General features: G+C 71.8%; 13 protein-coding genes. 8 read left to right on the top strand and 5 right to left on the bottom strand.

Features of this window, described 5'->3' with window-relative positions:
- Positions 1-6: 6 nt before the first annotated feature.
- The 4 genes from NV263_RS14600 to NV263_RS14585 all read right to left on the bottom strand — a co-directional run bounded on the left by NV263_RS14600 (position 7) and on the right by NV263_RS14585 (position 5,163).
- Positions 7-1,200, bottom strand: coding sequence for a lanthionine synthetase LanC family protein (locus NV263_RS14600; protein ID WP_263253801.1), 1,194 nt, complete (start codon positions 1,198-1,200; stop codon positions 7-9).
- Positions 1,197-4,091 carry a lantibiotic dehydratase gene (locus NV263_RS14595; RefSeq protein WP_263253799.1) on the bottom strand — a complete coding sequence of 965 codons (2,895 nt, stop codon included), beginning with the start codon at positions 4,089-4,091 and terminating at the stop codon, positions 1,197-1,199. The genes NV263_RS14600 and NV263_RS14595 overlap by 4 nt, the downstream gene beginning before the upstream one ends.
- Positions 4,088-4,960, bottom strand: coding sequence for an LLM class flavin-dependent oxidoreductase (locus tag NV263_RS14590; protein ID WP_263253797.1), 873 nt, complete (start codon positions 4,958-4,960; stop codon positions 4,088-4,090). Before NV263_RS14590 ends, NV263_RS14595 begins: the two co-directional genes overlap by 4 nt.
- A 68-nt stretch (positions 4,961-5,028) precedes the next feature.
- Complete coding sequence (locus NV263_RS14585; RefSeq protein ID WP_263253796.1) at positions 5,029-5,163, bottom strand: hypothetical protein; 135 nt, start codon at positions 5,161-5,163, stop codon at positions 5,029-5,031.
- 525 nt (positions 5,164-5,688) lie between these two features.
- Between NV263_RS14585 and NV263_RS14580 the strand changes: the two genes are divergently transcribed.
- The 5 genes from NV263_RS14580 (at position 5,689) to NV263_RS14560 (ending at position 10,870) form a co-directional block, all read left to right on the top strand.
- Complete coding sequence (locus NV263_RS14580; RefSeq protein ID WP_263253795.1) at positions 5,689-6,477, top strand: NAD-dependent epimerase/dehydratase family protein; 789 nt, start codon at positions 5,689-5,691, stop codon at positions 6,475-6,477.
- Between the two features lie 188 nt (positions 6,478-6,665).
- The gene (locus NV263_RS14575) at positions 6,666-6,926 is read left to right on the top strand and encodes a hypothetical protein (RefSeq protein WP_263253794.1); all 261 of its coding nucleotides are present in this window, start codon (positions 6,666-6,668) and stop codon (positions 6,924-6,926) included.
- 460 nt (positions 6,927-7,386) lie between these two features.
- Complete coding sequence (locus NV263_RS14570) at positions 7,387-8,217, top strand: molybdenum cofactor biosynthesis F family protein (RefSeq protein WP_263253792.1); 831 nt, start codon at positions 7,387-7,389, stop codon at positions 8,215-8,217.
- The gene (locus NV263_RS14565; protein ID WP_263253791.1) at positions 8,214-9,890 is read left to right on the top strand and encodes an amidohydrolase; all 1,677 of its coding nucleotides are present in this window, start codon (positions 8,214-8,216) and stop codon (positions 9,888-9,890) included. Before NV263_RS14570 ends, NV263_RS14565 begins: the two co-directional genes overlap by 4 nt.
- A gap of 110 nt (positions 9,891-10,000) precedes the next feature.
- Positions 10,001-10,870 carry an LLM class F420-dependent oxidoreductase gene (locus tag NV263_RS14560; RefSeq protein ID WP_263253789.1) on the top strand — a complete coding sequence of 290 codons (870 nt, stop codon included), beginning with the start codon at positions 10,001-10,003 and terminating at the stop codon, positions 10,868-10,870.
- A 98-nt stretch (positions 10,871-10,968) separates the two neighbouring features.
- On the opposite strand, the gene NV263_RS14555 is transcribed toward NV263_RS14560, so the two are convergent.
- On the bottom strand, positions 10,969-11,607 hold the full coding sequence (locus tag NV263_RS14555) for a TetR/AcrR family transcriptional regulator (RefSeq protein WP_263253787.1): 639 nt from the start codon (positions 11,605-11,607) through the stop codon (positions 10,969-10,971).
- Positions 11,608-11,736: 129 nt separating this feature from the next.
- Between NV263_RS14555 and NV263_RS14550 the strand changes: the two genes are divergently transcribed.
- The 3 genes from NV263_RS14550 to NV263_RS14540 are packed head-to-tail and all read left to right on the top strand — an operon-like array spanning position 11,737 to position 15,880.
- Positions 11,737-13,299: an acyl-CoA synthetase gene (locus NV263_RS14550; RefSeq protein ID WP_263253785.1), complete on the top strand. Its 1,563-nt coding sequence runs from the start codon at positions 11,737-11,739 to the stop codon at positions 13,297-13,299.
- 11 nt (positions 13,300-13,310) lie between these two features.
- Entirely contained in the window at positions 13,311-14,522 is a 1,212-nt protein-coding gene (locus NV263_RS14545; RefSeq protein WP_263253783.1) for an acyl-CoA dehydrogenase family protein, read from the top strand.
- Positions 14,519-15,880 carry an MFS transporter gene (locus NV263_RS14540; RefSeq protein WP_263253781.1) on the top strand — a complete coding sequence of 454 codons (1,362 nt, stop codon included), beginning with the start codon at positions 14,519-14,521 and terminating at the stop codon, positions 15,878-15,880. The genes NV263_RS14545 and NV263_RS14540 overlap by 4 nt, the downstream gene beginning before the upstream one ends.
- Positions 15,881-15,884: the final 4 nt, after the last annotated feature.

Here is a 15,884-nt window from a genome sequence, read left to right as displayed (position 1 = left end):
CGGATGTCACGACCGCCGCGCCCCGACCGGCACGGCGAGCAGGCGTTCCTCCCACAGCGGTGGGGCTCCGGTGGCCAGGTGCAGCAGGGCCAGCGCCACGCCCAGGTCGCCTTCGAGGAACGAGTGGTCGCGGCGCATGCCGTCGTGCGCGAGGTAGTGCAGCGGACCGGCGGCGCGTTCCTCGCGGATGCGGTCCAGCCAGTGCCGGGCGTAGTCCTCGGCCTCGGGCAGTCCGAAGTCGTCCCGCACCCGGCGCGCGAACCAGCACAGGCCGGCGGCCCCGTGGCACAGGCAGGCGTCCACCACCCGGGCGCGTGCGTGCTCGCGTTCGATCGCGGTGCGCGCGGTTTCCGCCGCCACGGCGGCGATTTCGGTCGATCCGGTCGCTTCGGCGGCCACCAGCAGCGCCAGTGCGATGCCGGGATCGCCGTAGCACCACGCGCTGCGGGCGGGCACGTACCGGTGCTCGACGGACTGCGGGAACACCGATCCGTCCACATCGGACCGCTGGCGCAGCAGCCACTCGACGGTGTCGGACAGCATCGCCCGGGCCCGGTCGTGGAGGTCGAGGTCGCTCATCGCCACCGAGGCGAGGTAGGAGACCAGGCCCGCGTTGCCGTGCGCGACCCCGGTGTCCCGTTGCGTGATCACCGGTCCGACCAGCGTGCTCACCGCCGGGGTCGACCGCAGGAACCGCCCGTGCTCGTCGCGTTCCAGGCGGTCGTCGAGGGCGTCGAGCACCGCCCCGGTCAGCGTGCGCCGCGCGTCCTCCGAGGGGTGCGCCAGCCCGTAGACGCCGAGGCCGAGCAACCCCATCGGCAGGTCCACGTTGCGCTCGGCGGGGTACTGCCGGATCCAGCGCAGCGCGACGTTGTCCACAGTGGCCAGTCCGGTGGCCTGCCCGCCGTGGAAGCCGGACAGGTGGATCGCCGTCCACCCGGCCTGCGCGGCGCCGCCGAACAGCCACGGGTCGACCGCGCCGCTGCCGCGCATCAGCGCCATGCCCCGCGCGAACGCCTCCCGCGCGCCGTGGTCCCCGCCCAGCGCGCGGTCGAACTCCAGCGCCGCCGAGGCCAGGTCGAGGTGCGCGGCGAAGGAGTCCGAACCGGCGATGCCCTCCCGGGCGTCCGCGAACAGCTGCCCGGCCAGGTCCAACGCCGTCGCGGTCGCCGCGGTCGCGGTCTGCGGACCGGTCGTCATCGGGTGCCCCTTTCCCGCCGCGCTTCGTGCTCGCGCACCTTGCGCGCGGCCAGCTCGTAGGCCAGGTACTCCATCCGCCGGCCGTCCACCGCGAACAGCCGGTTGCAGTGCATGTGCATCACCAGCCCGAGCACCGGTTCGGAGAACTCCGGGCTCAGGTCCCGGCGCAGGGACGCGGCCAGCGCGGCGAACCTGCCGTCCAGTTCCGCGCTGTGCTCGACCGCGGCGAGGTGATCGTCCAGTTCGGACCGGTGCCGCCGGTAGTAGTGCCCGTGCCGGTTCCCGGTGGGTTCGAACGACAGGCGCAGCCCGTCCCGGCACTGGCGCAGGAACTCCTGCTTCTGCTCGACAGATCCGAACAGCAGCCCGCACCAGTGCACGACGTCGGCGACCGCGCGGAACAAGCGCGTCTGCTCGTCGGGGCGGTTCGCCAGCTCGGCGGCCACCACGTCGCTGTCCGCGGTGAACAACCGCTCGGCCAGGGCCAGGTTGTCCGGGCCGCCGTACCGGGCGGTCTCCGGCACGTAGTCGTCGGTCGCGACGCGGGTGACCAGGCCCGCCGCCCGCACCTCGGCGGCGAACCGGTCGAGCGCGGCCAGCACCTCGGTGCGGCGGTCCGGTCCGGTGGGCAGCAGCCGCACCCGCACGTGGTGGCCGTCCTCGTCGTACCGGACGAAGAACCAGTCCGAGACCGCGCCGCCGGACACCAGCGACCGCGCCAGGTGGGCGAGCCGGGTGATCACCAGGTCGGCCGTGGAGCAGCCCGTGTAGTACTTGGCGTACAGCCAGCGGGGCCCGGCGTGCGGGTCGAAGCGCGTCGGCCGGCGCCGGTCGGGCGCGGCCCGCCCGCGGTCCAGCGGGAAGACCACCTCGGCCACGTGCCCGCCGGTGGGCCCGGCCACCGCCGGGCTGGCGATCTGCGGCATCTCCACGACATCGGTGTCGTGCCGGGCGAAGTGGGCCACGCACGCGCGCACCGAGCTCGACGAGGTCAGGTCGACGGGGACGAGTTGGTCGTGGTGCCCGAAACCGACCCACCGGCGGTCGCCGATCCCGTCGAGCAGCCGCCGCAACTCCCGTTCCGGGTCGGGGTGTGCCAGCACCCGCTGGAGATCGGCGCAGCGGAGGCGCCAGCGCTCCGGCGACACGATGACCGGGCCGCAGTGCACCCGGGGCAGGTGGGCCAGTGCGGACAGCCCTTCCCACGACCACCCCGCGGATCCCTCCCCGGCCAGGTGGCCGAGGAAGGTGTAGGTGGGGTGCACCCCGACCGCGCGGATGTAGTGCGCCGAGTTCAGCTCGACGACCACCCGGCGTCCGGTCACGCGGTCCCGGAGCCGGACCTCCTCGCCCTCCACCCGCACGAGCAGCCGGTCCAGCCCGAGCGTGCCGCCGGTCGCCCCGGCCAGCGCGATGGAGTCCGCCACCAGCTTCGGCCGCACGAGCACGTTCCCGTCCCGGGTCCGCGGGGTGTGCACGAGTTCGACGCGCAGCGCAGCGTCGGGTTCGTCGTCGGTGGACAGCCAGGCCCGGATCCGGTCGGCCAGCTCCGGGCTGCCGTGCGCGAACCGGGCCAGCATCGCCGCCGGGCTGCGCCGGAACCCGGCCGTGAGCACGCTGTGGAACCGCCCCTCGTGGTCGTCCAGCAGCACCGCGCACGCGCTGCGCGCGGAGGTCCGCCCTCGGGACGGGAAGTCGGCGATGTCGACCGGTCGGCCGGTCCGCAGCCACTCGTCGAACACGCGCAGCACCCCGGCGGGCACCTCGGCCGGCGAGTCGGGCACCGGTCCGCGCACCCCGGCCCGGTCGGCGACCGCGGACGTCCGGCGGCGCGGCGCCCGCAGCACACCGGTCTCCAGGTCGAGCGCCTCCAGCAGCGGCACCTCGGCGTCCTCGTAGCGCCGGGTGAAGGCCGCGCGGAAGTCCCGCAGCGCGTCGAAGCGCGGGAAGATCCCCTCCAACCTGTGCAGCGCCTGTTCGAGGTCCCGGACGGTGTCCCGGTCGACCACGGCGTCGGGAGCGCGGACCTCCAGGTCGATGTGGAACCGGCTGTGGTGCCGGACCTCGCCGAGGGCCGGGAGGTCGAGCACGGCTCGGCGCCACGCCTCGTCCAGGCGTTCGGGCAGGTCCACGTCGAGGGGGTGAACGCCGCAGGCGTCGGTGCGCAGCGTCCGCAGCGCCTCCGCCCGGTCCGCGGCGCCGATCCGGTCGAGCAGCGCCACCGCCAGCTCGCCGGGTTCCTCGCCCGGCTGGAGCAGATCCCCCGCGCGCCAGAGGATTTCGCGTTCCACCAATGTGGACACGAAGCCGCGCAGCGCGTCGGCGGAGGAGGCCGGGCTGCGTTCCCGGAGCCGTTCGACGAGTTCCGGGCCGGGCAGCGCCCCGTCGCCGAGCAGGTCCAGGACCGCGTCGATGGCCGGGGTGGCGCGCACGGTCACCACGTCGGCGCTGTCGTCGCCGGCCTTGGCGTAGCGGAGCTGCCCGGCCACGCGCCGGATGGTCGGGTTCGCCCGCAACGGCCACCGGTGCGGCGGCAGCTCGTCGAGCGCGGCCGCGACGACGCCTTCCAGGACCTCGGCGTCGATCCGCACCCGGACCCGGTGGTCGGCGTGCGGTGCCAGCACGAGCCGCCGCCGCGGTCCGACGCGCGCTGGCGCGGTCCCGGCGAACACCCCGTAGGGCGTGGCACGGCCGCCCATCCTGCTGACGTAGCGCAGGAACGCGTCCCGGGAGCGCTGCTTCGACGTGCGGTCGTGCACCAGCCGCTCGTCGGCGGCGAGGGTCACGGCGGAGACGACGAGGTCATCGTCGAGGTCTTCGGTGGCCACCAGGTCGGCGGCGCGCGAGGTGTCCAGCAGGGCGACCCGCAACAGGCACGGTCGGTCGGTCATCGGCCCACCACCTCGGCGTGGATCGCCCGCAGGGCCCGGTGGTGGTCCTGCGGCGAGCGGGAGAGCTCCGCGATGACGGCCTCGTCCGCGCCCGTCATGCGCAGCGCGTTGCGCACGGTCGACGCGCAGTCGGCCACCGTTCCCGCGCAGTTGACGAAGTGCGGCTGGCGGATCGCGTCGAGCACGGCGACGGCCGGATCGTCGTTGGCCACCAGCGTCAACGCGACGGCGTTGCGCGCGGTGGGCGGCGCGAGCGCGCGGTGCGTCTCCAGCTGCGCCACGCACGCGTCGAGGTCGGGGTTGAGGAACAGGGCGTGGCAGTAGTGGAATCCGAGCTTGCCGGCCAGCGTCGCGGAACGGCCGCCGGCGCCGTGCATCCACCGCTGGTACGGCACGCCGATGGGTTCGATCCACTCCGCACCGCGGTCCAGCACGGAAATCACCGTCTCCACGGCGGTTTCCAGCTCCTGGTCGTCCTTGTGCAGGTGGCGCAACGCCTTCGCGGCCGCGCCGCCCACGTTGCCGCGGCCGAACCCGACGTCCAGCCGGTCACCGCAGAACGCCGCCGCGGCGCACAGGTCCTCGGCGGTCAAGTGCGGATCGCGGACCCGCAGCAGCGTCACGGCCGTGCCCACCCGGATCCGCTCGGTGTGGCTGCCGACGACCGCGCTGAGCTGCACCGGGTTGCTGCTCAACGCGCCCCGGTCGTGGTACTCGGGGAACCACAGCCGCGTGTAGCCGATCTCCTCGGCCAGCAGCGCGGAGGCGAACGCGGTGCGCCGGCGCCGCCGGGTGTCCTGCCCGCGCGTGACGTCGAGGTACTCGATCAGGCCGAGCCGCGCGCTCGCGGCGTCGCCGTTCACGGTCATCGTGGTCCCCGCTCCTCGTGCTCGTCCGCCGGAGGGTGGTGCGCCCGCAGGCGCACCACCGGCCCGGGTCACTGCTGGACGCAGGGCCCCCAACAGGTCGTGGTCACGGTGTAGGTGCCCTTCTCCTCGGCCGCGGCCGAGGTCGCCCGGCCCTCGCCGGGAACCGCGAACACCTGCTCGTCGACGGACAGGTCGAACTCCATTTCCGCACTCCTTCCACTCAATTTCTCGTGCCGCGCGGAATTGCGCGCACGAATCCTGCGGAACCGTTGGACAGCGTGCTTCCAGGCCACCCCACGGCGAATCCCGGAACAGCCGCAAACCGCGCGACCGCGGCTCGGAAACGAAGAACGTCGAAACCCCCCAGGCGGGTTCGATCCATCCCCAGTACGCAGTTGCGCCGTTGCAACCGGAGTCAGACTACCGGCGCCAACACCCTCCGTAATCGGCCATCCGGGTGAACGAATCCCGACTTCGCGAACAATTTCTGACCAGCGATGACACCAGGAAGAACCACGCGCGCACGAGCGCCTTCGGCCATCCGGGCAAGAGCCCGACAATTCTTCCGTTGCCGCGATCCGGCGATCGGACTACTCTGGCGAATCCGCCGACGACAGCGGTTCAACACCCAGTTTTCCCCGGTTTCCGAGCATGCGACCGGAACACCGTTTTCGCGCTGGTTCGCCGACATTTTTCGAGATTTCGGCGAGAACGGGAAGGTTTGCGAAGTGCAGATCATCGGGCACGGGTTCGTCGCCCACCACCTGGCCGGACTGGCCGACCGGCACGAACACGTGGTGGTGATCGCCGCCGGGGTCTCGCGGACCACGACCACCTCCCGCGCGGAGTTCGACCGCGAGGCGCGGCTGGTGCGCGACGTGGTGCGGCGGTGCGGCCGGGAGGGACGGCTGGTGGTGTTCCTGTCGACCGCGTCCGCCGGGATGTACGGCTCGCGGGGCTCCCCGGGCACCGAGGACGGCCCGCACCCGACGTCGGCCTACGCCCGCCACAAGCTGGCGATGGAGGCCGTGGTGACCCGGTCGCGGGCACCCTGGCTCGTGCTGCGCCTGAGCCACCTCGTCGGGACCCGGCACAACCCGGCGCAGCTGGTGCCCGCGCTGGTCCGGCAGGTGCGCAGCGGTTCGGTCGTGGTGTACCGCGGCGCCTACCGCGACCTGCTGGACGTGCGCCACATGCTGCACGTGCTGGACCGGTTGCTCGCGCTGCGCGTCGCCGGGCAGGTCGTCAACGTCGCGTCCGGCCGGTCGGAACCGGTGGAGCGGATCGTGGACGGCATCGAGCGCAGGCTCGGGGTGACCGCGCGGCGGACCGTCGTGGACGCCGGCGAAGGCTGGTGGGGCGTCTCGATCGACCGGCTGCGCGCGCTGGTCCCGGAAGTCGGGGCGTTCGGCTTCGACGCGGACTACCTCCCCGCGCTGCTGGACCGCTACGTCCCGGCAACCCCCGAGCGGCCGGTCACCTCGGGCGCGAATCCGCTGCTCGCGGAATCCCCGTGACCGACCGGGCCCCTCGACGTGGTCGCCGATTTCCCCGAACCCGGCCGTTGTTCCCGGATCCGGACGTCGGACGAGCCGCCCCGGCCCGGCTCGCCACCGCGCCGTCCCTTGCCGGACGTGGCCGGCACCACCGAAGGTGTAGGGCACGCGCGACAGCGAATCCGCACGGACGCCAACGGAGGTAGCTCGTGACCGGCCAACGCACCAGTCGCACCACCAGCTCCGACCGCCGGACGAGGTCGGGCAACATCACCACCTCGGTGACGCGCGACTTCGGCGATTTCCGCGACGTCGTCTCCGCCTCCTTCGTGCCGCTGGAGGTCACCAGCGGCCAGGCCGGGTCGTTCTGGGGCCGGGAGATGTCGCGATCTACGACACGCGCCGACCGTACTCCCTGGTCTTCGACGTCCGCGTCCAGCGAGGTGCCGGCGACCCGCATCGCGCGCTGATGCGGCGGATTCGCGGTTTCATCGAGGACCACCTGGCGGCCCCGGATCTCGGTCCGGCACGCATCGCGGCGGCGCACTACATCTCCACCAGGCACCTGCACAACATCTTCCGCGAGCACGGCACCACGGTCGCGAGCCGGGTCCGGGCCCGGCGTCTGGAGAGCTGCCGGCGCGACCTGCTCGATCCGGTGCACGCCGACTCCGGTGATCAGCACGACCTCGCCGCCGTCCGCACCGGGTTTTCCGTTCCGCGCTCTGGTCATGCCCGCATGCTCCCCCGGCTGCCGAAGACCCGGCACCGGTCGTGCACGCGCGGAACAGCGGCGAGCGCTCTCGGACAACGGCCGACGCCGGATCCCGGGCGATACTCGGCCGGCGTGCACGAACGCGAGGAGGACCTCCCGGTACCGGCGAGAACCGCCACGACACCGGCGAAGACCACTGCCACCAGGAGGATCAGTTGCCACCGACTCCGACGGACCTGTCCGACACCTCGACCTGGTTACCGCTCGACGGCCTCGCCCCCGGCTTCGACGCCAACAAGGCGGCGCACTGCGCCGAACTGGACGGCCGCGAGATCACGCTCACCGACGAGCGGGGAACCCGCATCGCCCAGCGGTTCACGGCCGACACCGTCTCCTGGGAGTACCACCCCGGCCGGGGGGACGACATGGCCGCGGGCTCGGGTGAAGACGCCTACGAGGCGTTCGAAGTGGACACCGGGCTCGTCTACGCGCAGTTCCAGCACGAGCACCGGCCGCACGAGGCGGTGAGCCTCGTGCTCGACCTCGCGGCCGGCCGGGCCCTCTCGGTGCTCAGCACCATCGGTGAACCCGCGAGCCACCGGACGAGGGTTCGCCAGCGGTTCGTCGCTTCGGTGATCGAAGGCGTCGACGCCGCCGGCCGCCCACCGGCCCCGACCAGCACGCTCGTCGGCAGGAGGGTGCTGTGGCAGTACAGCGCGGAACACGCCTACGAACACGTCTACCTGAGCCCGCACTGGTACAGCTGGCACTGCCTCGCCGGTCCGGAGCAGGGGCTCGCCGACACCGACGAGAGCACCGCGTACGAGCTGCGCCCGGGCATCTACCTCTTCGCCTGGCGGGAGAAGGTGATCCCGTGCGCATCGGTCACCGTCGCCGACCACCGCGATCTGCACCGCATGCGCTCGCACGGTGTCCTCTTCGGACTCGACGAGTCGGGGGAGGTGCCCACGCACTTCACCTTCGGGGCGCACGGTCGCCTGCTCGGCACCACCGCCTACCCGCCGACCTTGGACCCCGCGCGATGAGCGGGCAGACGCCGGCCGCACCGTTCGCCGACCTGGTGCTCACCGGCGCCAGAATATGCACAGTGGACGATTCGAATCCGCTGGCTGACGGCATGGCCGTCGCGGGCGGGCGGATCGCGGCCGTGGGCGGTGCCGAGGACGTGCGGCCGTGGGTGGGACCGCGCACCGAAGTGCGCGACATGGGTGGTGCCTTCGTGCTGCCCGGCCTGGTGGACGTGCACAACCACCACTCGCTGGCGGGCAGGTCGGAGTTGTTCGAGCTCAGCTTCCCGGCCAGCGCAGGTCTGGACCGGATCCTGGACGCCGTGCACGATCACGCGGCCGGGCTCGACGAGAACGCCTGGGTCATCGGGGGCAGTTGGGGCTCGACGCTCGTCGACGCGCTGGGCACCGAGGGAGCGCGCCGCCGGCTGGACCGCGCCGCGGGCGGCAGACCGGTGCTGCTCAGCGACGACGGCAGGCACAGCAGGTGGGTCAGCAGCAAGGCGCTCGAATTGGCCGGCATCGACCGCGACACCGCTGATCCCCCGGGCGGGCGGATCATGCGCGATCCCGACACCGGGGCGCCGAACGGCATCCTGCTGGAGGCCGCCGGTGTTGCGGTCGAGACCGTCGCGCGGCGCGCCACACCGATCAGCGCCGCGCAGCTGGCGCGAGCCAGCCGGCACGCGATCGAGACGCTGCACTCGCACGGTGTGACGGCGTTCCAGGATGCCGCCGTCTCGGTGGAGATCATGCGCGCGCTCAAGCAGCTCGACGACTCGGGCCGGCTCGAAACCTGGGTGGTGAGCTGCATGCTGATCAACGACCCGATCTTCGGGTTCGACCCCGTCGGCCCGGCACTGCTCGAACAGGGTCAGCGGTTTCGCAGCGAGCACCACCGCCCGGACTTCGTCAAGATCTTCCTCGACGGGGTGCCGCCGACCCGCACGGCCGCCTTCCTCGAACCGTATCTGCCCGACGGCGCGCACGGGCACTGCTTCCGCGGGGAGACCGCCCTGCCGTTCGAGGAGCTCACCGCGACGCTGCGGGACGCCGCGGCAGCGGGACTTTCGGCGAAGGTGCACTGCACCGGCGACGCGTCGGTGCGCGCCGCGCTCGACGCGGTGGCCGCGGTGCGCGCCGCCGGGTTCGGCACGACCCGCTTCCAGATCGCGCACGGCCAGTTCATCCACCCCGACGACCGGCCGCGGTTCGCCGAGCTCGACGTGAGCGCCGACGTGTCTCCGTTCCTCTGGACACCGGGCGAGATACCGGCCGCGATCGCGAAGGTGCGGCCGGCCGAGCAGGCCGCGCAGCTGCAGCCCAACCGCACGTTGCTCGACACCGGCGCTCTCGTCGCGGGTGGCACCGACTGGCCGGTGAGCCCGTCGCCGAACATCTGGGAAGGCATCCAGGGGTTGGTCACCAGGAGGGACCCGACCGGGATCCACCCCGGAGCGCTCTGGCCGGAACAGGCGCTGACGCTCGGCGAAGCCATCCGGGTGTTCACCCGCAACGGGGCCGACGCGATGGGGCTCGGCGACGTGACCGGTTCCCTGTCCCCCGGCAAGTCGGCCGATTTCCTCGTGCTGGACCGGGATCCCTTCCAGGCACCGGTCGAAACCCTGGCGACCACGACCGCGCGGGAAACGTGGTTCGCCGGCAGGCGGGTGTTCGACCGGGACGGCTGACGGCCGCGGTCGACGAGTCTCGTCCCCTTCTCCTGCTCGACCATTCCGCAACGGGGGTGGAACGTGTTCTAATCGCGACCGAGCGGATCGCGGAGATCGGAGGAGTGCCGGTGCGATACGGCGTCGTGCTGTTCACCAGCGACCGCGGCATCTCGCCCGCCGAGGCCGCGCGGACCGCGGAAGAGGCGGGATTCGACTCGTTCGCCGTCCCCGAGCACACCCACATCCCCGTGCGGCGGGAAGCCGCGCACCCCGGCACGGGCACCGGCGAACTGCCCGACGACCGCTACCTGCGCACGCTCGACCCGTGGGTCGCGCTGGCGACCGCCGCTTCGGTGACGCGGCGGATCACGCTGTCCACCGCCGTCGCGCTGCCGGCCGAGCACGACCCCATCACGCTCGCGAAGACGATCGCGACGCTCGACCACCTGTCGGGCGGGCGCGTCGTGGTGGGAACGGGTTTCGGCTGGAACACCGACGAACTGGCCGACCACGGCATCCCGGGAGGACGGCGGCGGACCGCGCTGCGCGAGTACCTCACCGCCATGCGGGCGCTGTGGACGCAGGACGAGGCGAGCTTCGAGGGCGAGTTCGTGAGCTTCGGCCCGAGCTGGGCGTGGCCGAAACCGGTGCGCGCGGGGCACGTCCCGGTGCTGCTCGGCGCGGGCGGCACCGAACGCAACCTCGCCTGGGTGGCCCGGCACGCCGACGGCTGGATCACCACGCCGACCGAACGCGACATCGCCGAGCGGGTGCGGCACCTGCGCGAGCTCTGGACCGGTGCGGGCAGGGACGGTGCGCCCGAAGTCGTCGCCCTCGCGGGCAAACCGGATCCCGGCACGCTGACCGCCTGGTCGGACGCCGGGGTGACCGAGGTCCTGTTCGGCCTGCCGGACGCCCCCGCCGAGGACGTCATCGGCTACATCCACCGACTCGCCGAGCGCGTCGGCCTCACCAGCGGTGCGCCGGGTTCTCCCTGACGTGGGCCTTGGTGGTGGCGCCCAAGGCCGCCGGGCAGACGCCGTTGCCGCGGTGGCGTGCGTGCTGGAACACCGCGGATCGGCCGTGATCTGCTGACCTATCGGGCGGTTTCCGCCGCACCCGGTTCTGGTCGCTCGCCGGGTTCGCCATCGAATCCGTTGGCCCAGTAACGACCGCGCAGGGAGAGGTCGAGCAGCATCTCGGTGACCTGTTCCGGCGACAGCCGCGGGGGCTCGTCTTCCAACCACCAGCGCAGCACCGAGATTTGTTCGCCGACCCAGGCGCGCGCCAGGACTTCGATGTCGATTCGCGGGGTCACGCCGTGGTAGTCCGCCCGGGCTTGGAAGACCTGGGCCGCGGCTGCGACGCGGGCGTCGGTGAACTGCCGCAGCGCCCGCCCGTCGCCTTCGCCGCGCAGGATGATCCGGTACAGGTCGCGCTCGGCCAGTGCGTGCCGGAACGTCTCCAACACGGGTTTGCCGGTGAAGCCCGCGGACGACGCCGGCACCAGCGGCTCCAAGCGGGCGTGCAGTTCGGCCAGCAGGTCCGACACCACCTGGCTGAACAGCGCGTCCTTGTCGGTGTAGTGGCTGTAGAAGGTGGCCCGGCCGAGGTCGGCCCGCTCGGTGACGTCCTCCACGGTGACGTTGGCGTAGCCGTGTTCCAGCACCAACGCGACGAACGCGTCGCGCAGCGAGCGGCGGGTGCGTCGGGTGCGCCGGTCGACCGTCGGCAAGGTACTGGCCCCTTCGCTGGACTCCTGGACCCGGGCGGCGGGTGCCGCGCCAACAGGCTAGCAGCTCGTTGACAGCAAGCACGTTTCTGAACACGATGTCTATTAGCAGACAACGCGACTGAAAAGAGCGTGATCGTGAACCTGGGCAGCTACCTGACGCGGAGCAGCACCTTCTGGCCGGGCGAGGAGGCACTGGTGTGCGGCACGCACCGGTGGACCTACCGGGACTTGGAGGAGCGGACCAACCGGCTGGCCTCGGCGCTGTTGGCGCGCGGGGTCCAGCCGGGGCAGGCAGTGGGCACCCTCGCGGACAACCGCGCGGAGCTGGTGGAAACCGAGTTGGCCCTGTACAAGGCGGGATTCCTGCGAGTGCCGATCAGCGCCCGGCTGTCGGCCGGCGAGGTGGAACACGTGCTCACCGACGCCGGGGTGCGGGTGTCGCTGGTCGACGCCGAGCACGCCGACGTGGCACGCGAGGCGGTGGAGAACGCGGGGCTGCGCTGCACGCTGATCAGCTACGACGGAGGGACCAACGGGGTCGAGGACTACGCGGGTCTGCTGTCCGGCGGTTCACCGAAGCCGGTGGCGGTGGAGGTTCGCGAAGACGAGCCCGCGGTACTGCACTTCACGTCCGGCTCAAGCGGAAAGCTCAAGGCGGCGGTGCAGACGCACCGGAATCGGTTGGCGAACATGCGCAAGCGGCTGATGAGTCCCGAAGGCGCGCCGTGCCCGGGCGAGCGCTACCTGGCCGCCGGCCCGATCACGCATGCCACCGGGATGGGCTTGCTGGCCTCCTTCGCCCGCGGCGCCGCGGTCGTGGTGCTCCCCCGGTGGAGCCCCGAGGCGTTCCTGCGCACCGTCGAGTCCGAACGGATCACCTCGACCTTCCTGGTGCCCACGATGCTCAACCAGGTGCTGTCCGACCCCGCCCTGGCCACCGCGGACCTGTCCACGCTGCGGTGCGTGCGGGTCGGTGGGGCACCGGTCTCACCACAACGCCTCCGCGACGCGGTGGGTGCGTTCGGCCCGGTCGTGATGCAGGGCTACGGACAGGGCGAGACCACCAGCGGGGTGACGGTGCTGACCTGCGAGGATATCGTGCGCGGCATCGAGGAGGACCCGGAGCTGCTGCTGTCGGCCGGCCGGGCGGTGTTCGACACCGAGGTGGCGGTGGTCGATGACGACGGCCATCCGGTACCGGCCGGCGAGCTCGGCGAGGTGGTGGTCCGCGGCCCGGACTGCGTGCGGGAGTACTGGCACGAACCCGAGCTGTCCGCCCAGACGTTCCGGGACGGCTGGGTGCACACCGGTGACATCGGCTATCTGCGCGCCGACGGCTACTTGTTCATCGTCGACCGCAAGAAAGACATGATCATCTCCGGCGGCTACAACGTCTACTGCAGCGAAGTCGAAGCCGTCCTGTACGAACACGCCGCGGTGTCCGAGGTGTGCGTGGTCGGCGTCCCGGACGAGCGCTGGGGCGAGGCGGTCAAGGCCGTCGTCGTGGCCCGTCCCCCGGCAGCGGTGACCGAGCAGGAGCTGATCGATTTCTGCGCCGATCGGTTGGCCCGCTTCAAAAAACCCCGCTCGGTCGACTTCGTCACCGAGTTGCCGGTCAATCGCAACGGCAAGATCGACCGCCGTCGCGTGCGCGACGGGTACTGGGCCGGAGCCACCCGGAAAGTCCACTGAGGAGTGTCGACATGTCTTTCACGCTCACGCCGTCCTACGACGACAACCCGCGCCTGGCCGACTTGGTCGGCAGGCTGCGCGACTACTTGAACGGGGAACTGGCGGACTACGAGGCCGGTTTGGGGCTGACCCCGGAGACCCGATTGACCCGCCCGATGTTGGAGCCGGTGTGGCGGCGCTGCCGCGAACTGGGCTTCTACGGTGTCCACCTGCCGCACCGCTACGGCGGACAGGACTTGACCCACACCGAGCTCGCCGCGTTGAAGGAGGAGGTCGGCGCGTCGGGACGGATTCTGCACCACTGCGTGCTCGGCGACATGGGCGGCCCGTTGCGCGCCGGCCCGATCTTCGCTCACGCCACCGAGCACCAGTTGCAGACGTACCTGCTTCCCGTGATCCGCGGCGAGCGGGCCTGCTGCTTCTCGCTCACCGAGCCCGATGCCGGCTCGGATGTGCGCGCGATGCGCACCACGGCCACCCCGGACGGCGAAGGGTGGCGCATCAGCGGGCACAAGGTGTTCTCGTCGGCCGGGCCGTTCGCCGATTTCTCCGTGCTGATCGCGCGGATGGCCGACGAGGTCGAGACCTATTCCGCGTTCCTGGTCGACCTGGACTCACCCGGCTGCACGGTCACCGACGGTCAGACGCCGATGTCCGGTCAGCACATCGAGGCGGACATCGTCTTCGACCGCTGCCACGTCACCCGCGAGCAGCTCCTGGGTTCCGTCGGTGACGGTTTGCGGATCGGGTTGGGCCGGGTCACCACCAACCGGCTGCTGCACTGCCCCACCGTGCTCGGACATGCCCGGCGGGCGCTGGAGCTCACCGTCGAGTTCGCCCGCACCCGCCAGGTGTTCGGCGGTCCACTGGGTGCGCTGCAGTCCATCCAGCACAAGCTCGCGGACATGGCCACCGCCTACTACGCCGCCCGCAGCATGGTCCACGACGCGTTGGCCGCCCTCGACGCCGGCGCCCGGCCGAGGACGGAGGCGTTCATGTGCAAGTTGTTCGTCGCCGAGAACGCGTTCCGCATCGCCGACGAGGCGGTGCAGATCCACGGCAAGGCGGGCCTGACCCGCGGCGCCGAGGTCGAGTGGCTGTTCCGACGGCTGCGCATGTTCCGCATTCTGACCGGTTCCTCGGAAATCCAGCGGAACGGCATCGCCAAGGCACTCCTCGCGACTGAGCCCGGCACCACCCCCGCCACCCGGGAACGGACGTGAACCCGCTCGACGCCGGCGAGCACGCCGAACACCTCGCACCGGCCCGTGCCGCTGATACCGCGGCCACGAATGCCCGCGGTTGGGCGGTCGTGGTCATGCTGGTGCTGTTCATGCTGATCAACTACGGGGACAAGGTCGTGCTGGGGCTGGCGGCCCAACCGATCATGCGCGAGCTCGGGCTGACTCCGGCCTCCTACGGGCTGCTGTCCAGCTCGTTCTTCTTCCTGTTCAGCGCCTCCGCACTCGTCATGGGATTCGTGGCCACCCGGGTCCCCACCAAGTGGATCCTGTTCGCCTTGGTCGTCGTGTGGGGGCTGACCCAGCTCCCCGTGATCGGCGCGACGGGGATGGGCGCGCTGCTGGTCAGTCGCATCGTCCTCGGCGCAGCCGAAGGACCGGCCCAGCCGCTGGCCCTCCACGCGGCGTTCCGGTGGTTCCCCAACGAGAAGCGCAACATCCCCAGCGCCATGCTCGTCGGCGGCGGATCGCTGGGAGGAGTGGTCGCGACTCCCTTGCTCAGCTCGATCATGCTCCACTTCGGATGGCGAGCGGCCTTTCTGGCGCTGTTCCTCGCCGCGGTCCTGTGGTGTCTGCTCTGGATCACGATCGGCCGCGACGGCCCCGCGGACCCCCATCCGCACCAGCGGCGGGGCGAACCCGCTCGACGCGCGGAGGAACTGCGGGTGCCCTACCGCCGAATCTTCCTCAGCGGGACCTGGCTGTCCGGATTCGTCGCCGCCTTCGGCGCCTACTGGACCGCCGCTCTGCTGGTCGCCTGGGTTCCCGCGTACGTCGAAACGGCGTTGGGCTACCGCACGGCGGCCGCGGCGGCCATCGTGACCGCCCCGTGGCTGCTCGGGCTCGTCGCGACCTTCGGGCAGGGCGCACTCACCCAGTGGATGATGCACCGGGGGGTGTCCAGCCGGATATCGCGGGGTGTGCTCAGCGGCTCCGCCACGCTGCTGGCCGGTGTCGCCGTTCTGGCGCTGCCCACCGCGTCCCACCCGGGTGCGCAGATCGTGCTGATCACCCTTGCGTTCGGCCTGCACGGGATCCCGTTCGCCACGGGTCAGACCGTCAACGGCGAGATCGCTCCACCGGCTCAACGGAGTGCCGTGCTGTCGGTCAGCGTCGCGCTCGTCACCCTCGCCGGGCTGGCAGGTCCCTACCTCACCGGCAGGCTCGTCCAGTCCAGCGCTGACGTCTCCACCGGATACGCCGTCGCGTTCGCCGTTCCGGGAATCCTCATGGTGATCGGCGGTCTGGCATCGCTGTTCTTCGTCCGCCCCGAACGCGACGCGCAGCGGATCCGCCTCGACGCCCGGAAAGAACGCGACGCTCGGCGAACATCCCGGTGACCGC

Source organism: Saccharopolyspora rosea, from assembly GCF_025643595.1.
GTDB classification, from domain to species: domain Bacteria; phylum Actinomycetota; class Actinomycetes; order Mycobacteriales; family Pseudonocardiaceae; genus Saccharopolyspora; species Saccharopolyspora rosea.
The sequence above is the reverse complement of the archived record's forward strand: the minus strand, read 5'-3'. Positions and strand labels throughout refer to the sequence as shown.